Source organism: Prochlorococcus sp. MIT2302 (assembly GCF_059772385.1).
Window position 1 is genome coordinate 56,775 of sequence record NZ_CM186285.1, and the last position, 17,810, is coordinate 74,584.

At 34.9% G+C, this 17,810-nt stretch carries 20 protein-coding genes; 16 read left to right on the forward strand and 4 right to left on the reverse strand.

All coding sequences use genetic code 11. The features are described from left to right. Positions 1-3 precede the first annotated feature (3 nt). Genes AC6EI2_RS00265 through sds form a run of 4 tightly spaced genes read left to right on the forward strand, consistent with a single transcriptional unit; the run spans position 4 to position 3,707 of the window. Complete coding sequence (locus AC6EI2_RS00265; RefSeq protein ID WP_498462447.1) at positions 4-828, forward strand: carbon-nitrogen hydrolase family protein; 825 nt, start codon at positions 4-6, stop codon at positions 826-828. Next, the gene (locus AC6EI2_RS00270; protein ID WP_498462448.1) at positions 828-1,913 is read left to right on the forward strand and encodes an N-acetylmuramoyl-L-alanine amidase; all 1,086 of its coding nucleotides are present in this window, start codon (positions 828-830) and stop codon (positions 1,911-1,913) included. The genes AC6EI2_RS00265 and AC6EI2_RS00270 overlap by 1 nt, the downstream gene beginning before the upstream one ends. A gap of 2 nt (positions 1,914-1,915) precedes the next feature. Then, on the forward strand, positions 1,916-2,713 hold the full coding sequence (murI, locus tag AC6EI2_RS00275; protein ID WP_498462449.1) for a glutamate racemase: 798 nt from the start codon (positions 1,916-1,918) through the stop codon (positions 2,711-2,713). Positions 2,714-2,735: 22 nt separating this feature from the next. After that, positions 2,736-3,707, forward strand: a complete 972-nt coding sequence (gene sds / locus AC6EI2_RS00280) for a solanesyl diphosphate synthase (RefSeq protein WP_498462450.1) — start codon at positions 2,736-2,738, stop codon at positions 3,705-3,707. On the opposite strand, the gene AC6EI2_RS00285 is transcribed toward sds, so the two are convergent. After that, the gene (locus tag AC6EI2_RS00285) at positions 3,691-4,389 is read right to left on the reverse strand and encodes an HAD family hydrolase (RefSeq protein WP_498462451.1); all 699 of its coding nucleotides are present in this window, start codon (positions 4,387-4,389) and stop codon (positions 3,691-3,693) included. The genes sds and AC6EI2_RS00285 overlap by 17 nt on opposite strands. 92 nt (positions 4,390-4,481) lie before the next feature. On the opposite strand from AC6EI2_RS00285, the gene acs reads away from it, so the two are divergent. Beyond that, positions 4,482-6,458 carry an acetate--CoA ligase gene (gene acs / locus AC6EI2_RS00290; protein WP_498462452.1) on the forward strand — a complete coding sequence of 659 codons (1,977 nt, stop codon included), beginning with the start codon at positions 4,482-4,484 and terminating at the stop codon, positions 6,456-6,458. A 2-nt stretch (positions 6,459-6,460) separates the two neighbouring features. Here acs and AC6EI2_RS00295 read toward each other — a convergent pair whose 3' ends face one another. Beyond that, positions 6,461-7,186, reverse strand: coding sequence for a DUF1350 family protein (locus AC6EI2_RS00295; RefSeq protein ID WP_498462453.1), 726 nt, complete (start codon positions 7,184-7,186; stop codon positions 6,461-6,463). 138 nt (positions 7,187-7,324) lie between these two features. Here AC6EI2_RS00295 and AC6EI2_RS00300 point away from each other — a divergent pair, with 138 nt between their 5' ends. The 7 genes from AC6EI2_RS00300 (at position 7,325) to AC6EI2_RS00330 (ending at position 12,326) form a co-directional block, all read left to right on the forward strand. Continuing rightward, positions 7,325-8,170, forward strand: a complete 846-nt coding sequence (locus AC6EI2_RS00300; protein ID WP_498462454.1) for a 3'-5' exonuclease — start codon at positions 7,325-7,327, stop codon at positions 8,168-8,170. Positions 8,171-8,265: 95 nt separating this feature from the next. After that, the gene (locus tag AC6EI2_RS00305; protein ID WP_498462455.1) at positions 8,266-8,553 is read left to right on the forward strand and encodes a hypothetical protein; all 288 of its coding nucleotides are present in this window, start codon (positions 8,266-8,268) and stop codon (positions 8,551-8,553) included. Positions 8,554-8,680: 127 nt separating this feature from the next. Beyond that, on the forward strand, positions 8,681-9,952 hold the full coding sequence (hisS, locus tag AC6EI2_RS00310; RefSeq protein WP_498462456.1) for a histidine--tRNA ligase: 1,272 nt from the start codon (positions 8,681-8,683) through the stop codon (positions 9,950-9,952). Positions 9,953-9,973: 21 nt separating this feature from the next. Further along, positions 9,974-11,377, forward strand: a complete 1,404-nt coding sequence (locus tag AC6EI2_RS00315; protein ID WP_498462457.1) for a nucleotide sugar dehydrogenase — start codon at positions 9,974-9,976, stop codon at positions 11,375-11,377. Positions 11,378-11,429: 52 nt separating this feature from the next. Next, entirely contained in the window at positions 11,430-11,639 is a 210-nt protein-coding gene (locus AC6EI2_RS00320) for a hypothetical protein (RefSeq protein ID WP_498462458.1), read from the forward strand. Between the two features lie 65 nt (positions 11,640-11,704). Next, positions 11,705-12,040, forward strand: coding sequence for a TIGR02450 family Trp-rich protein (locus tag AC6EI2_RS00325; RefSeq protein ID WP_498462459.1), 336 nt, complete (start codon positions 11,705-11,707; stop codon positions 12,038-12,040). Positions 12,041-12,092: 52 nt separating this feature from the next. Then, a complete protein-coding gene (locus AC6EI2_RS00330; protein ID WP_498462460.1) occupies positions 12,093-12,326 on the forward strand; it encodes a hypothetical protein in 234 nt (77 codons plus the stop codon). A 53-nt stretch (positions 12,327-12,379) separates the two neighbouring features. On the opposite strand, the gene AC6EI2_RS00335 is transcribed toward AC6EI2_RS00330, so the two are convergent. Next, the gene (locus tag AC6EI2_RS00335) at positions 12,380-12,544 is read right to left on the reverse strand and encodes a hypothetical protein (protein WP_498462461.1); all 165 of its coding nucleotides are present in this window, start codon (positions 12,542-12,544) and stop codon (positions 12,380-12,382) included. 376 nt (positions 12,545-12,920) lie between these two features. On the opposite strand from AC6EI2_RS00335, the gene AC6EI2_RS00340 reads away from it, so the two are divergent. The 3 genes from AC6EI2_RS00340 to AC6EI2_RS00350 all read left to right on the forward strand — a co-directional run bounded on the left by AC6EI2_RS00340 (position 12,921) and on the right by AC6EI2_RS00350 (position 16,130). Further along, on the forward strand, positions 12,921-13,970 hold the full coding sequence (locus AC6EI2_RS00340; RefSeq protein ID WP_498462462.1) for a chlorophyll a/b binding light-harvesting protein: 1,050 nt from the start codon (positions 12,921-12,923) through the stop codon (positions 13,968-13,970). 441 nt (positions 13,971-14,411) lie between these two features. Beyond that, positions 14,412-15,797, forward strand: a complete 1,386-nt coding sequence (locus AC6EI2_RS00345; RefSeq protein WP_498462463.1) for a sodium/glutamate symporter — start codon at positions 14,412-14,414, stop codon at positions 15,795-15,797. Positions 15,798-15,872: 75 nt separating this feature from the next. Then, positions 15,873-16,130: a hypothetical protein gene (locus AC6EI2_RS00350; RefSeq protein WP_498462464.1), complete on the forward strand. Its 258-nt coding sequence runs from the start codon at positions 15,873-15,875 to the stop codon at positions 16,128-16,130. A 9-nt stretch (positions 16,131-16,139) separates the two neighbouring features. Here AC6EI2_RS00350 and AC6EI2_RS00355 read toward each other — a convergent pair whose 3' ends face one another. Further along, complete coding sequence (locus AC6EI2_RS00355; RefSeq protein ID WP_498462465.1) at positions 16,140-16,808, reverse strand: glutathione S-transferase; 669 nt, start codon at positions 16,806-16,808, stop codon at positions 16,140-16,142. A 184-nt stretch (positions 16,809-16,992) separates the two neighbouring features. Here AC6EI2_RS00355 and AC6EI2_RS00360 point away from each other — a divergent pair, with 184 nt between their 5' ends. After that, entirely contained in the window at positions 16,993-17,559 is a 567-nt protein-coding gene (locus AC6EI2_RS00360; protein ID WP_498462466.1) for a GIY-YIG nuclease family protein, read from the forward strand. Positions 17,560-17,810 lie beyond the last annotated feature (251 nt).

The following is a 17,810-nucleotide window of genomic DNA, read 5'->3' on the forward strand; positions in this document are numbered from 1 at the left end:
TCAGTGTCAGATTTTTTGGCTGCGGCCCTACAGCTAACCAGTACCTCAGATATAGATGCAAACCTCAATGCGGCAGAAGAACAAATTGAGTTAGCGTCGAGGCGTGGGGCCGATCTTGTTGGGCTTCCTGAAAACTTTGCTTTTTTGGGTGAGGATCACAAAAAACTAAAAATTGCATCATCAATTTATGAAAAATGTAATAGCTTTTTAGTCACAATGGCTAGAAGATATCAAGTTGTTTTGCTTGGAGGTGGTTTTCCTGTCCCTGCCGGTGATGGAGAAAGAACTTTAAACAGAGCAGAATTATTTGGAAAAGATGGTCAATCCTTGGCTAGATATGACAAGATTCATTTGTTTGACGTTGATCTTCCTGAAGGTAATACATACAGAGAATCTGAAACAATTGTGTCTGGAGGTCAATCTCCACCTGTTGTAGATGTTCCAGGTCTTTGCAAAATAGGATTGTCTATTTGTTATGACGTAAGATTCCCAGAGCTATATCGAGATTTGGTCAATAAGGGTGCAGATTTATTAATGATTCCCGCTGCTTTTACTGCTTTTACTGGTAAAGATCACTGGCAAGTATTACTTCAAGCAAGAGCTATAGAAAATACTGCTTATGTTGTTGCACCAGCCCAAACTGGTCGCCATTATGGCAGAAGACAAAGTCATGGACATGCGATGGTCATTGATCCATGGGGGACAGTCCTTGCAGATGCAGGGGTGGTTCAGGGAGCTGCAATAGCATCTGCTGACCAAAAAAGAGTTGAGAGAATTAGAGGACAGATGCCTAGCCTAAAACATCGAAAAACAGAGCTTTTTATTTGATGTTTAAAGATCACTCTTTAAAGTCAAAATTAGTATTTTTTACAGGATTTGTTTTTTGTTCCAATCTTTTTATACCTTTACCCATAAGATCTGCTAGTGCTCTTGCAGCTTGGGCTTTGTCCAGTAATGGAAGCCTGAAATTAAGAACTTCTTCTGGAACTAACTTAGATGCTTTTTATCAATCATCAACTACAGATGTAGGTGAAAGAGTATGGATTGACTTTCCCGGAGAATTAAGCAGACCTAGAACTATTAAAGGTAATGGATCAGTTAAGGAAATCAGACTAGGTAAGCCTTCAAAGGGTAAAACAAGGCTTGTTATAGAATTTACACCATCAGTTGAATTAGAACACTCAAAATTACAATTAATTGGTACTTCCCCAAACAATTGGGAGTTGAAATTAATTGGTTTAGAAAGTAATTCTTTCCGTTCTATAGAAGAGGGAAATATCTTAAGAAATTCCATAAAGAGAACTTATGAAGTAATAAAGAATGAAGATTTAGATATTTCCTACTTGCCTGATGTTCCGTATGGAAAGTATAAAGTTGTTTTAGATCCAGGTCATGGTGGAAAAGACCCTGGAGCTGTTGGAATAAATGGGTTACGAGAGACTGATATTGTTTTAGAGGTCTCGAAGAGTGTTTCAGTATTACTTTCAAAGAAAGGGGTTAAAACATTACTCACTAGGAACTATGAGAGAACATTAGATTTGCAACCAAGAGTTGCTAAAGCCAATAATTCAAAAGCAGATGCTTTTGTAAGTATTCATGCAAACGCAACAAGAGGAAGGCGGAAAGATGTAAATGGTCTAGAGACTTATTATTACTCTGGTTTTAGAGGCTATTCTCTAGCAAAAAATATTCAAAAACAGATTTTAATTTTTTCTCCACAAAGCCCTGATAGGGGGGTGCGTAGATCTCGCTTTTATGTGATTAGAAAAACTTCTATGCCTGCAGCTTTAGTAGAGATTGGATTTGTTACTGGTATGTATGATGCAGATTTGTTACGTCAAAAAGTTTACAGAGATAAAATGTCTTTTGCCATTGCGAAGGGGATACTGAATTATCTCAAAGTTTCGAATTAGGTATGCGTCTTGGATTATTCGATAGTGGTGTTGGGGGCTTCACGGTTTTAAAAAAGGTGATTCAATTATGTCCAAATTCTTCATTTGTATATTTGGCTGATACGGCAAGACTTCCTTATGGATTGAAGACAACTGATGAGATCAAACAAATTGCTGAAGAAATATCGTCTTGGTTTAGTCAGCAAAATATCGATGCTTTTTTGGTTGCTTGCAACACAACTAATGCAATAGCATTGGATTTGCTCAAGAAGAATTTAGATGTTCCTGTTTTTGACTTGATTGGCTCTGCAGCCTCAACTATCCAAGAATCAAGAGTGGGTGTTATCGCTACCCCTTCTACGGTAAGAACAAAGGCTTATACAAATGCGATTTTAAAACATAAGCCAAAAACTTTTGTGATTGAACAACCATGTCCGGAATTTGTGCCAATGATTGAAATGGATAATATTAATTCAGATGGTATTACTAATGTTGCAATTAGATATTTACAACCTCTCTTAAATCAGAAAATTGATACTTTAATTCTTGGATGTAGTCATTATCCTCTAATAACCCCGTTACTCACTAAGATATTACCTTCTAGTGTTAAATTGATAGACCCTGCTGAAGCTCTTTCTTTGAGATTAAAGTTGTTTATGGATTCAAAAATAGGTAATTTTTCAAAGAAAAAATTTTTAGTTGAATCAAAGTTTTATGTGACCTCCGATCAAAAGCATTTTCCTCTTAAAGCCAAGCATTGGTTAAACGTGTTTCCTGAAGTTAATCTCGTTTCACTGCAGAAGAAGGGTTGTGTCTCTTAATATCAAAAAGCAGAGCGCTTCTATGACCACAGCCACGGAAATTCTTCAACCTGTAGAACTTGATCTAGAAGCTTTGCTTTTGGATCTACGCAGCCTTATAGGTGCAGGACACCCTATTTTGCAGGCGGCTGCAGAACACCTTTTCAGCGCAGGGGGAAAACGTTTAAGACCTGGAATTGTCCTATTGATCTCTAGAGCCTTGACTTCTGAAAAGGATCTTCCTTTGAAGCATAGAAAATTAGCCCAAATCACGGAGATGATTCATACCGCTTCCCTTGTGCATGATGACGTTGTTGATGAAGCAGATATCCGAAGAGGTGTTGAAACCGTGCATAGCCGATTTGATCCAAGGATAGCTGTACTTGCAGGGGATTTTCTGTTTGCACAAGCGAGTTGGCATTTAGCAAATCTTGAGAATTTAGATGTTGTTAAATTGTTAAGCAGGGTAATTATGGATCTAGCTGAAGGAGAAATAAAACAGGGCCTAAATAGATTTGACTCTAGTCAATCATTTGAGGGTTATTTAGAGAAAAGTTATTGTAAAACTGCTTCCCTTATTGCTAATAGCTCAAGGGCGATTGGTGTTTTATCCGATGTAGATCAGAAGAGCTTAGATTCGCTCTATTTCTATGGAAGACAATTAGGTTTAGCTTTTCAAGTCGTTGATGATATTCTCGATTTTACAGGTAATGATGAACAGCTAGGGAAACCAGCGGCAAGTGATCTGCAAAGTGGCTACCTTACTGCGCCTGTTTTCTATGCTTTGGAGGAAAATCCAACTCTTGGCGAACTTATTAATGCTAAATTCTCCCAAAAAGATGATCTTGATAAGGCTCTTTCTCTAGTAAGAGATTCAAGTGCGATTAGGAAATCAAGAGAATTAGCAGAGAAATTTGCTTCGGAGTCTAAAGATTCAATTTCTTGGTTGCCAGAATCACCATCAAAAAAAGCATTGCTTGAATTGCCTGAATTCGTTATTAGCAGGCTTTATTAATTAGAAAGTCATTTAATATTTTCTCAATTTCTTTTAGATGATTTATTTCGCATAAATTTTTGTTTTGTTCAAAAATTTCTTGTTTCGGAAGGTCATTATTTTTTTCTTTTAAAAAGAAAACAAAACATCCTGCCCCAAGTGCTGAAGATACTCCGGAAATTGAATCTTCAATAGCCCAGCATTCTTGAGGCGCAATATTTAATTTTTCAGCAGCTAAAAGATATGGATCAGGAGCAGGTTTCCCTTTGTATAGTTGTTCGTCATCACCAAGAACCCTTATAGAAAATAGATTCATCCATTTATGTGGGGAAGTTTTAATGTTGACAGATTCATTGCTGCTACTTGTCACTAATGCCATTGGGATATTGTGTTCATAACACCTTTTGACTAAACTCTCTCCGCCAGGCATTGCTTGCGCTGTAAGAATGAGTTTCTTTGAAATGGGTTTATGTAGTTTCAGTAAATCTTCTACTTTGACTTTCTTGGGAATCAATTTAAGCAATTCATTCGCACAATCAATTCTTCTTCGGCCTCTTAGGAGTTTTAATTGGCTTTGAGTTAGATTTAGATCAAAAAACGCAGCGGTTTCTTTCCATGCCTGTCCATGTAAGGGTTCTGAATTAATTAAAACTCCATCAAGATCAAATAAAAATGCTTTAGGAAAATTCCAATCTTTCTTCATTGTGAATTTGTTTTAAATAAGAGTTTCACTATCCAAGCCTTTTGCTCAGAAATAGCTTGAATGCAATAAATGAAAAGTTGTTTTTATCTTTCATGAATTCAGACAATTCTAACTCTATTGAGTCTGTTCTTCAGGAACAGAGATTGTTCCCTCCTTCTGAAGACTTTGCCAGTAAAAGTAGAATCTCATCTTTTTCTCAGTATTTAAAAATGTCGCAGATGGCTAAATCAGATCCAAATAAGTTTTGGGGTGATGCGGCTAAAGAAGAATTAAATTGGTTTAAACCTTTTGATAAGGTACTCGATTGGTCTAAACCACCATTCGCAAAATGGTTCGATGGAGGCAAGATTAATATTTCTTTTAATTGCTTAGATCGCCATTTAAATACTCCAACAGCAGACAAAGTCGCATTGATTTGGGAGGGCGAGCCAGGTGATCAAAGAAAATATACTTATAAACAGCTACACAAGGAAGTTTGCAAAGCCGCTAATGCACTCAAATCTATAGGTATAGGTAAAGGAGATCTTGTGGCTTTGTATATGCCTATGGTGCCTGAAGCCGCAATTGCAATGCTTGCTTGTGCGAGAATTGGAGCTCCACATTCAGTGGTATTTGGAGGCTTTTCTTCTGAGGCACTCAGAGACCGACTAATTAATGGAGAGGCAAAAGCAATAATTACAGCTGATGGCGGCTTTAGAAAAGATAAGGTAATTCCTCTTAAAGATGCTGTTGACTCAGCATTGGAAGGTGGTCTCTGTCCAAAGGTCGAATCAGTAATTGTTGTTCAACGCACTAAAAAAAATATTGTCATGGATGATGTCAGAGATCATTGGTGGCATGAAATTGTAGATAGTCAATCTGAAGAGTGTTTGCCTGAGCATATGAATAGTGAAGATTGCTTGTTTGTTCTATATACCTCAGGTTCTACAGGCAAGCCAAAGGGAGTGGTTCATACAACTGCTGGGTATAACCTTTGGGCTCATTTAACCTTTAAATGGATTTTTGATATTCGTGAAAATGATGTTTATTGGTGCACAGCTGATGTGGGATGGATAACTGGACATAGTTATATCGTTTATGGCCCACTATCTAATGCAGCAACTACTGTTATGTATGAAGGAGTTCCTAGGCCATCTAATCCAGGGGCTTTTTGGGATGTAATTCAAAAGCATAAAATTTCGATATTTTATACTGCTCCAACCGCTATAAGAGCCTTTATGAAAGCGGGAGAAAAGATTCCTAATCAATACGATTTATCAAGTTTGAGACTTTTAGGAACTGTTGGAGAACCCATCAATCCTGAGGCTTGGATTTGGTATAGAGATGTCATAGGAGGAGGAAGGTGCCCCATAGTTGATACATGGTGGCAAACAGAAACTGGTGGAGTAATGATTAGTCCTCTTCCCGGAGCGACTTCAACCAAGCCTGGATCAGCAACTTTCCCTTTGCCTGGGATTGAAGCCGATGTAGTCAATTCAGACGGGGATTCTGTGGCTAATAATGAGGGTGGATATTTAGTAGTTAAAAGACCATGGCCTGGAATGATGAGAAATGTTTATGGAGATGAAAAAAGATTCAGAGAGAGTTACTGGGAGTATTTAAAGCCTTCAGACAATAGCTATATATATTTTGCTGGAGATGGCGCTCGTAAAGATGAAGAAGGTTATTTTTGGGTTATGGGTCGAGTTGATGATGTTATAAATGTCTCTGGTCACAGGCTTGGAACAATGGAAATAGAATCAGCCTTGGTTAGTCATGAGTTCGTCTCAGAAGCTGCAGTTGTTGGTAGACCCGATGATTTAAAAGGGGAATCAATAGTAGCCTTTGTCACGTTGAAAACAGGAGTAGAAGGAAATAAAAATATTGATGCACAATTAAAAAAGCACGTCGTTAACGAAATAGGACCCATTGCCAAACCTGATGAAATCAAATTCACTGATTCTCTTCCTAAAACAAGAAGTGGAAAAATAATGCGCAGAATTTTGAGGGCACTGGCTTCGGGAGATGAAATAAGCGGCGATACAAGTACTCTTGAAGATAGATCAGTTTTAGACAAATTAAGAAGTTAATATTAAATTTCCCAATTTGCTATTTGATCGACTATGAAATTAATTTTTTCGTATTTTGAAAATTTCTGGGAATTAGTTTTTAGAAACTTTTCTCTAAGACCTAGGCTTACTGGGGTTAAATGATTACCCTCAAGTCGAATTAGTTCAGACTTATCTGAATTTCTATCCTTTAGTAATTTAAGTAATAAATTATTTTGATCTAGATTATCATTTTTGAATTTTATTAATAGATTATTTTTTTGTTCATAGTGTTCTCTAATAAGATTGAATGTCTCGGCAGGACTTGGACTGAATTCAGTCTGGAAATTTATCCTTTGTGATACTTCCCTAAGCATAGGGATAGATTTAGCTGCCTTGAAATTATTAAAGCTTATAGCGACTAAACCATCGCAATTCCTCCCTCCATCAGGGGCTAGTAAATGTAATTTGCAACCAAGACTATGACCCAACCTTATTGATTTTGGTATCAAGCCGACTCTTCTCTCAAGAACTTTTTGAACTTTACGGAATTGTTTCCAGGCTTGATTCGATTGAAGTTGATGGTCGAAGTTAGGTAAATAGCTCCATAAATGTACTGCAAAATTTCTTTGCAAAAAACCAGAAATAAGTTTTTTATATGTAACTTCTGGCTTTATTGAAATATAGCTACCTCCAATTATTTCTATAAGACCAACAGGCCTATATGGCCAATGACATGAAATATTATTTATACGTCTAATTGTTCTCATCGATGTAATCACTTTTTAAAGAAATATAGACAACGATTATAAATTAAATATAAGTATTTTTTCTTTTAATGTTCTGCTAAGTTTTTATTCAACTCTACTTTTTGGATAATAATAGAAGCATGACTAATTAATTTTAATGTGAAAGAAGAGCAAAATCATCAGAAAGAGAGTGAGCAGCTTGACTTTCTAAATGGAAAAACAAAAAAAATTGCCAATAAGAAAGAGAAAGATCTAGGAGAAAAAAAGTCTTCGAAATTAAACGAAGAACGGCTTGGAATTTTAGAGAAAGAGAGTTCACTTGAAAATATCCTGATTTTGGACACAGAAACCACAGGCCTCGATAATGAAAAAGATGATTGTCTTGAAGTAGGTTCGATCCTTTTTAATGTCAAAAGTAGATCTGTGTTAGCGCAGCAATCCTTCCTCTTACCCGTTGAAATCAACAAAGCAGAAAAAATAAATAATATTCCTGCTGAAATTACTAGATTGCCTCAACCTGTATCTGAAGCGATTAAATATTTCGAATCTTTAGTTCAAGTATCAGATGTAGTTGTTGCTCACAATGCAGAATTTGATATGAAATGGTTTGGTTTTAAAAAATTGCCTCAAATTGAAAAAAAATGGATTTGCTCTATGGATGATATAACTTGGCCAGCTGATAGACAATTGAAGGCTCGCCCATCAGTAAGAGATCTTGCATTGGCTTATGGTGTACCAGTTTGGAATGCACACAGAGCTTTGACAGATTGCATATATTTGGCAGAGGTCTTCAAAAGATGTGGTGAACTTGAAAAATTGTTGATTAGAGCACTAGAACCAAAAGTTTTGCTTCGTGCTGAGATCTCCTATGAGAAAAGGCATCTAGCAAAAAACGCTGGCTTTAGATGGAATGATGCAATTAAGGGTGCTTGGTCGAGAAAAATGAGTCGTAGGGATATGGAAAAATTAGAATTCCCCGTACAGGTGGTTGATTTTTATGATTGAAGCGGATTTTTCATAAAGTACTCATTTCAAATCTTTGCTATATGTTTAATGTATTGATAAATGAGTTTTTTTAGAGTTTTCTCCATGATTGATTTATGAGAAAATATTTCACTAAGGAAAATATAGTAGGTCAGTTTCGTCTTGTTAAAAGTAAGACTGACGGTAATGAATTAAAAAAGCGTCTCAGGCAATGGCAGCATTCAAGAAGTTGGGCTCGTTTGATTTGTGAAGCGGAAAAAATGTGGAGTCTTGAGTCAAAAGAACTAAAACGACTTGGAGCTATTGAGTTAATTCAACTCCAAAATGAAATGCCTTTTAATGTGAGAAGAAGAGTTAATTATTGGTTGGTTAAATACTCAGGCGCTACCCGACTTGAGGATTAGACTCAAAGCCCTTTCGAAATTAAGTCTTACCCATTTGGTTTAGCAAAATCACTTATTAAATATTATTTAATAGTTTAGGTATTCAATTACTATTGAACAAACAACAAATAATTTTGCTGAAGCTACTTTGACCAATTTCAAAAATTTAAGAGGAATGGTAGATCTTTTGCCTGCTCAGAGTCAGGGTTGGCAAAAGGTCGAATCAATTGCACTAAAACATTTTAGTCGAGCTGGGATTAATGAAATTAGAACACCGATTATCGAGCAAACAGAATTGTTTTCAAGGGGAATTGGAGAAAATACTGATGTTGTGGGCAAAGAAATGTACAGCTTTGACGATAGAGGTGGTCGTTCTTGCACTTTGAGACCTGAAGGAACAGCCTCTGTTGCGAGGTCAATAGTTCAACATGGATTATTGAATAATGGGCCTCAAAGACTTTGGTACAGAGGTCCAATGTTTCGATACGAGCGACCTCAAGCAGGAAGACAAAGGCAGTTCCATCAGATTGGAGTTGAATTTGTTGGATTGTCTTCTGTCATGAGTGACGCTGAGGTTATTTCAATTGCTTGGGACTTTTTAAAAGACGTTGGTCTAGTTGATTTGACTTTAGAAATTAATAGTCTTGGAAGTAATGAAGACCGAAATATTTTCAAAGAAGAGTTAAAGAATTGGCTTAGTCAGAGATTTGATTTATTGGATGAAGATTCCCAGAAAAGAATAAATGTTAATCCTTTGAGAATATTAGATAGTAAAAATAATTCCACGAAAGAACTTTTATTTGAAGCTCCTTCTTTAAATGACTTTTTATCGAAAAAGAGTAAAATTAGATTTGATTCTTTACTGGATCTACTCGATAAGCTAAAGATCCCATTCAAAATCAACAATAATTTGGTAAGGGGACTTGATTATTATTCTCATACAGCCTTTGAAATCACAAGCGATCACTTAGGCTCTCAAGCGACTGTCTGTGGTGGAGGTCGTTACGATGGGCTAGTAAGTGAATTAGGAGGTCCTCAGGCTCCCTCAATTGGATGGGCTATTGGGATGGAAAGGCTCATAATTCTTGCTGAAGAAAAAATTTTAGAATCCAAATCACCAGATATTTATGTCATTCATAGAGGTGAAAAAGCTGCGCAACTTGCTTTGGAAATTACTTGTCAGTTAAGGTCATCCAATTTGAAAATTGAATTGGACTACTCAGGCTCATCTTTCTCTAAACAATTTAAGCGTGCAGATAAGAGCGGGGCAAAATGGGCATTAACTATAGGGGAGGATGAAGCATCAAAAGGTCAATTTTTGATGAAGAAATTAAGAGATAAATCAAAGGATGTCGAGAATAATGAATATATTGTTTTAAAGGAGGATCTAGATTACTTAATTAAAAAATTGATTGATTAATAAAATGAAGGATAGTTTTAAATGAGCTCTATTAAAATTCAAAAAATATGTTGTATTGGTGCTGGTTATGTAGGGGGGCCAACTATGTCTGTTATTGCAGATAAATGTACCGATTTAGAAGTTAGGGTTGTTGATATCAATGAAGAACGAATTGATGCATGGAATGATTCAGATCTCAATAAATTGCCAATATTTGAACCTGGATTAGATCGAATAATTTCACGAACGAGAGGACGAAATCTTTTCTTTAGTTCGGAAATGGCAAAGGCAATATCTGATGCTGATATGGTTTTTATTTCAGTTAACACTCCAACAAAAACAAAAGGTCTTGGGGCTGGACAAGCTAGTGATCTTAGTTGGGTAGAAGCTAGCGCCAGGCAAGTAGCTAAATATTCAAAAGGGCACACAATAGTAATAGAAAAAAGTACTCTTCCAGTCCGTACTGCACAAGCAATAAAAGAGATACTTAAGACAACAAATAGAGATGATAAAAAAAATGAAATATCAAAAACTTTCTCTGTCTTATCGAACCCTGAATTTTTGGCTGAGGGAACAGCTATTAATGACTTGGAAAATCCAGATAGGGTTTTAATTGGAGGAGAAGATCCTGATGCTGTGAATGCGCTAGTTAATATTTATTTGAATTGGGTTCCTAATGAAAAGATTATTTGTACGAATTTATGGAGTAGTGAGCTTTCAAAATTAGCTGCTAATGCATTTCTTGCTCAAAGAATTAGTTCCATAAATTCTATTTCCGCTTTTTGTGAAGCTACTGGGGCTGATGTTACTGAGGTTGCAAAAGCAATAGGAACAGATAAAAGGATAGGTAATCAGTTTCTTAGTGCAGGCCCAGGTTTTGGAGGAAGTTGCTTTAAAAAGGACATTTTGAATTTAGTTTATTTAAGTGGATATTTTGGATTACCAGAGGTCGCAAAATACTGGAGTCAAGTTGTGGAACTAAATACTTGGCAGCAAGATAGGATCTACAAAATTGTTCTTGAGAAGCTTTTCGGTACAGTTAATGGAAAGAACATAGCCATACTAGGCTTTTCCTTTAAAGCAAATACAAACGACACTAGAGAGTCACCTGCAATAAGTATTTCTGGCGATTTGCTCGAAGAAGGGGCTGTTTTATCAATTTATGACCCAAAGGTCTCATTTGAGAGAATAGAGGAAGATTTAGAAAAGTTTTCACTAAATAATCAAGGGATTTGGAAAATGGCCAATTCCATTCCAGAAGCATTGAAAAATGTTGATGCTGTTTTAATTCTTACAGCATGGGATGAATTCTTTGGACTTGATTGGAATTATTTAGCTTCTTTAATGAGATCACCAGCTTGGATTTTTGATACAAGATCTGTTGTCAATCGACAAGAAATCGAGAATACAGACATAAATCTCTGGAAGCTAGGTGAAGGGAGTTAAGATTAGTTGACACAAACTGTATTTGTTTTATTTAATTTATCTTTATAAAAAGATGATCCTTCAATTTATTTTTAAAAGACAGAGAAAAAAAAATCAGAAAGAAATTAAATCTACTTCCAATATATATAGATGGATGGATCTATCCAAAGAACAAAGGCTGGAAATAGATTCTAGAGAAAAAGACGAATCAATGAAAAAGAAAAAAGAATTATTGAAATCAATTAGAAAAGAATATATCAAATTAAAGAATAAGAAAAAATAATTTTGACTTATTAAATCTAAAAGATTGATACTTTAAAAATTGCAATAAAAAATTTACCTTTTTTTATGATTTGGCCTCCTTTAAAAGCATGGACTAGTAAATTTTTAATTGAAGGGCAGACACATTTTGTCGCTATTAGTTATGGAGGCACACTCGAGGATAGATGGGTCATCTTGATTTCTGTTCTTAAATCGAGTTTGGTTGTTAAAGTTTCTTGGTCACAATTAATTGATTCGTCTTATTGGGAATGTGGATGGAATGAAAGAAATTGTTTAAAGAATTTTGAGGGTATTAATGGCATTGAGAAAATAACTGATACTTTTACGCATCTATCTATTGATTCTGGCTTAACAATACCCATAACCAAGGATTTCATTAGACCCTGGTTTCGCAATACATAATCTTTCTTTTTTGAGATCTTTACGTTAAAAAAAAGAGATAGATTAACTAAAGATGATAGAGCCTTTTAATAGGTTATCAAAAAAAGAAGCTAGTGCTTTTTTTAAAGTTAATGAGGAAAAGTTAGAGTCTTTGAGAGAAAAAGGATATTTGAAATCTGGCTTTCATTGGAGAAGTTCGACTGATCCAGATCAATTGCCATGGAAACCAATACCTTTTTATTGTATAAATCTATGTAAAGAAGTTGTTGAAAATTGGAAAGAAAACATGTTTCGGTTCAGCAAATAGCTGCTTAACCTATAAAAGATTTCAATGAGTAGATTTTACAAAAATATTGTATTCTAAGCTACTAGATTTTCTCCTTTACATTCTTTGATAGTCGACTCAAGAACTGGATAAAGAGAAATCATTTTCCCGTATTGAGGGGAAGTTCTATAGGAATTCGCTTTTTCTCTATAGTGATCCTCTGTCTCCATCTCTAGGCCATTAAATTGTTTCAATGCCATGGCGTTAACATAAATGTATTTAATTATTTAATAGTTGCAAATAAAGACAGCAAATTGATCTTTTATATTAATTACATATTTGAGTGTGTTTGTATTGATTTTTCCCCTTGATTGGTTTCGAATGCCTGATATAAATGTTTTTTATGTATCAAATAATTTTTTAATTAAAAGATTCTTAGTTTGAAGGAATGCATGGTTTCATATGTAATTAATACTCTGCGTTCGGTTTTTTCTATTTCAAAAATTATTTTTCTGATAATTTTTTTAGTTCTTTGGGATTTAAATAATAAAAAAAATTTACAGATTCTTTCTCTTGCATGTTTATTTCGTGAATTTGCAGTAATCTCCGATCGGTTTTGAAATAATTGCTCTTCTAATGCAGACCTATGGAAATCCAGGTGTCACCTACGGGTGGTGGGCTGGCAACTCAGGGGTCACCAACCGCTCTGGCAAATTTATTGCTGCACACGCCGCTCATACCGGCTTGATTGCTTTCTGGGCTGGTGCCTTCACGTTATTTGAATTGGCTCGTTTTGACCCATCTGTACCAATGGGTCATCAGCCTTTAATAGCTTTACCTCATTTGGCTACTTTGGGTATTGGTTTCGATGAAACTGGAACCTTTGTTGGTGGTAGTGCTGTTGTTGCTGTTGCTGTGTTTCATCTAGTTGGATCCATGGCTTATGGGGCAGGTGGTTTGATGCACTCTCTTCTTTTTTCAAGTGACATGCAGGAATCCTCTGTGCCACAGGCCAGAAAATTTAAACTTGAATGGGATAACCCCGACAACTTAACTTTCATACTTGGCCACCATTTAATATTCTTTGGTGTAGCTAACATAATGTTTGTTGAGTGGGCAAGAACTCATGGCGTTTACGATGCTGCTGCTGGTTTGATTAGGCCAGTTGAATACAATCTCAATCTTTCAATGATTTGGGACCATCAGTTCGATTTTTTAACTATTGATAGTTTGGAAGATGTGCTTGGTGGACATGCATTTTTAGCTTTCTTGCAAATAAGCGGTGGTGCTTTCCATATTGCTACTAAGCAAGTTGGAGAATACACCAAATTTAAAGGAGCTGGCTTGCTATCTGCAGAGGCTGTTCTCTCTTGGTCTCTAGCTGGTATTGGTTGGATGGCGGTTGTTGCAGCATTTTGGAGCGCAACAAATACAACTGTTTATCCTGTTGAATGGTTTGGAGAACCATTAACCCTTAAATTTGGGATCTCACCTTATTGGGTAGATACTGTTGATTTGGGTGCTGAGCATACTTCTAGAGCTTGGCTTGCTAATGTTCATTATTACTTTGGGTTCTTCTTTATCCAAGGTCATCTTTGGCATGCTCTAAGGGCAATGGGATTCGATTTCAAGCGAGTAACAAATGCTTTGAGTAATCTTGATACTGCTTCTGTATCATTAAAGTAGTTAAATAAAATTAACTCAATAAAAAAGCCCCTCTTCATGTGGGGCTTTTTTATTGACTAGTGTTAGTTTTTATTGCTTGATGTTTTTAGTGACGGACAATGTTAAATGAATTATTTATTTAAACTTATAATCAGAGAGTTATAATTCCTAAATATGGAAAAATCCAATTAGTTAGATTTAATATTAAAAAATGTTTTGGCTGAGCTAATTTCAAATGCAGATATTTTTTTATCACTTATGTATATTTGGACTTTTATTTTTATTTTAAATAAATTTATTTAATCATGAGCTAATTCATGCTTAATCAGATATTTACTTAAAGTTAGGGAAAGTAAAAGAGTTGGTTGAGATATAATAAGAACAAAATTTGATTTGAATATTAAATATTCATATGGGATATTATTTTTTTAGGTTTTATTTATTTCGTAAGTGAATTAATAGATGAACCAGTTGATTTTTGGTTTTGATGACCTATATAAAATTAATGCAATCCCAACATTAGTCCTTTCCTTGGGATTGCTTGGAATCATAGGGATTCTTTTAACTCTGGGTAGACGATTGGATTCTGCGATGAAGTTAGAAAGATTTGGTATTCCAGTAGCCCTTTTAGTTGGAGCATTAGGCTTTTTAATTGGTCCTTATGGACCTTTTTCATTGTTGCCAGAAAGGGTTTTGAGTACATGGATGCAATTGCCAACTCCTTTGCTTACCTTGGTTTTTGCGACTTTAATGCTAGGGAGACCTATTCCGAGAATCAGCGTTTTATGGAAACCAGTTGCCTCGCAGGCATTGTTGGGACTTGTTCTGGGTTTTGGCCAATATGTTGTTGGCGGGATAATTGTGTTGTCATTTCTACTTCCTTATTTAGGGGTTGATCCACTTATGGGATGCATTATTGAGGTTGGTTTTGAAGGAGGACATGGGGCTGCCGCAATAATGGGAGACAGTTTTAGGAAGTTAGGTTTCCCAGAGGGATTAGATCTAGGTTTTGCTATGGCAACTGTAGGCTTACTATCTTCAACTTTATTAGGGAGTGGTCTGGTTGTGCTGGGTAGGTTCTTTGGATGGCTTGTACCTGCTGAACAAGAGATCAGAAATGATTTAAATGATATAAATTTAGAATTTAAACCAATTGAACAATTTAAGTTGCTTCTGTATAACTTTGCTCTGGCAGGATTAGCGGTATTAGTTGGTATCTTTTTACTCTATTGTTTAAGACTATCTTCTCAATACTTAGGAGATATAAGTAAGCAGGTGATATTAGCTTTCCCTGTATTCCCATTGGCTTTAATTGGTTCATTTCTTATAAGATTATCATTGGAAAAAACTGGTAATACAAAATTTGTTTCATCACTTTTTCAACGTGAGATTGGAATACTCTCAACAGATTTGCTTATCATTACTGCGATGGCGGGATTGAATTTACCTTTATTGGTTGACTATTGGTTACCCATAACTATTTTGGCTATTGGGGGGTTAGTCTGGAATCTTGCAGGGATGTTGATTTTTTCTAAATTATTTTTTAAAGAAGAATGGTTTGAAAGAGCGATAGCAGAGTTTGGAAATTCAACTGGGGTTGCAGCCAGTGGACTATTGCTTTTGAGATTGGCTGATCCAAGAAATTCTACTAATACTTTACCTGTATTTTCTATTAAGCAATTATTTCTTCAACCACTTCTTTCTGGAGGATTAATTACTGTAATAGCACCTTTGTTTATTAGTAATTTTGGGCTTAGGGAGTGGACGGAATTTTGTGGAGTAATTTCATTATCTTTATGTGCAGTCGCAATATCTTTGCAGTCTAAATACACTAAGGCCTCAGCATGACAATTAATACACTTAAGAGTAGTTATAACTTATGAAAAATGTTAGTTTTAATAAACTATTTCTACCCCATTTTATATGAACCGACAAATTTACAAAGATATTCCCCCACAAGAATTAAAAGAAAAATGGTTTAAAAGTCATCTTTTAGGAAAAGAGGTTGAATTAAGAGAACTCTATGAGTTGCCTCAAGATCAGTTAGATTTAGTTATGGCAGAGACTGCTGAGTTTAGGAGCGATATAGGAAACAGAGATAGAAATTTAGGTAAATTTTGCACAGCTGGCTATTTCTTAGAACTATCAAGAATCATTGATAAAAGAAGGTCTTCAGAATGACTTTCTACTTTATTCTCCAAAGATAATGGGATCATTTTGCTTGCTCCAAGGTTCATTCTTTTTCATGACTACTGCATACTTTTTGTGAGTTAAATAATAATTTAACCAACTTCTTAAGAACTTGATTTCATGGTTTTGATCAAACTTTTTGATTTCCGCAATTCTAAATTGCCTTACAAATGGCCATATAGCCCAATCGGCTAGGGTTTCTTTTGCATCAACAAGAAATAGCGGTTTACCTTTATTTGAAAATTCCTTTAATCTATTGTTTAAAGATAAAAGTATTTTCATGCCAGCAGTTCGATGTGTTTCTGATTCCTCTAAATTGAATCTAGATGCATATTTATATCGATCCAAATGATATTTAAATATTTTGTCATTCGTCTCTATGAGATTAAATATTTCTTGTGATTTAGCACTATTTTTACCAAGCAGTGCATGCATGTTTGATCTTTCAATACTCCAGATCATTATGTCTAGACTCTCATCAATTACTTTATTTAAACTGGTTTTCAATACAGGTACAGTTGCTTTCTTTGAGATTTGAATTAATTCAATAGGTTTATTCTTTAGTATGACCTCTCTTAACTCCACTATCTGATTTGTATTTACTAAAGCCCATCTGGCTCTAATGGCATAAGGACATCGTCTAAAGCTATATAGAATATTGTGCTTCATAATTTTCCTGTTAAAATCATCCTGTGATCTATTCCAATATATGTTTAGTCAATCCCATAAAACATAAAGGATATGCTTCATAAGCATATCCTTTATGTTTTCCCTTGGAAATTATATTTTACTATAAAAATATAATCCATTGTTTTTATATTTTAATCGCATCATTTCTCAAGAAAATTAAATTATGTCAGAATTTGTTTATTTAATGAAAAATGGTGATTTATATAAACTCGGATGTACTTCTGATTTGAAAAGTGAGGCTAGAAAAATGAAATCTTGTGAAATAATATCTTCTTTCAAAACTAATGATCCCAAATCTTTTCAGGTGAGATTGCTAAGACTTTATAAGAAAAAAAGAATCCCAGATACGAACTATTTTCGTTTGTCCGAATCAGAAGTTAATAATTGTAGAAAACATTTAGAAGGTAAAAGTAAATTTCCAAAAAGTTTAAATGATGAGTTAAGAATAGGTTTAAATGGGTCTTTATTATTTGCAACCATAGCTTTTTTTATTTCATTTCTAATAAGTGATATGTTGATTTTTAGTTTTTTTCTTTCAATATTATTTTCCTCTCTTCCTATGTGGTCACTTGCAATTTTTGGTAGCTTTGGAGGCTACGATGTTGATGATCTTCCGCTTTTCTCGACAGTTTCTAATAGATTAAAAGGCTTTTTGATTGCTATTTCGATGACTTCATCTGCATATGTACTATATACTCTTTCCCATTTCTCAATTGCATTTTGGTCTTAGTCTCTTTTTGTTTCCATACATATAATTTATAATTTCTTGCTTGATAATTGAATTATGGCTATAAAGATATTTAATAGCTAAGGTTCTTTAGAAAATATGAACTTTTCTGATTACCTCCAATTTTTAGAACCAATACAAGAACAGCTTAATAAGGTCTACTCTATCGCTTCTTTGACTATTACTGTTTTGATATGTTTGTGGCTTTTTAATTTCATAGTTGGTCTCATACAACGAACATATTCTGTTGGTAA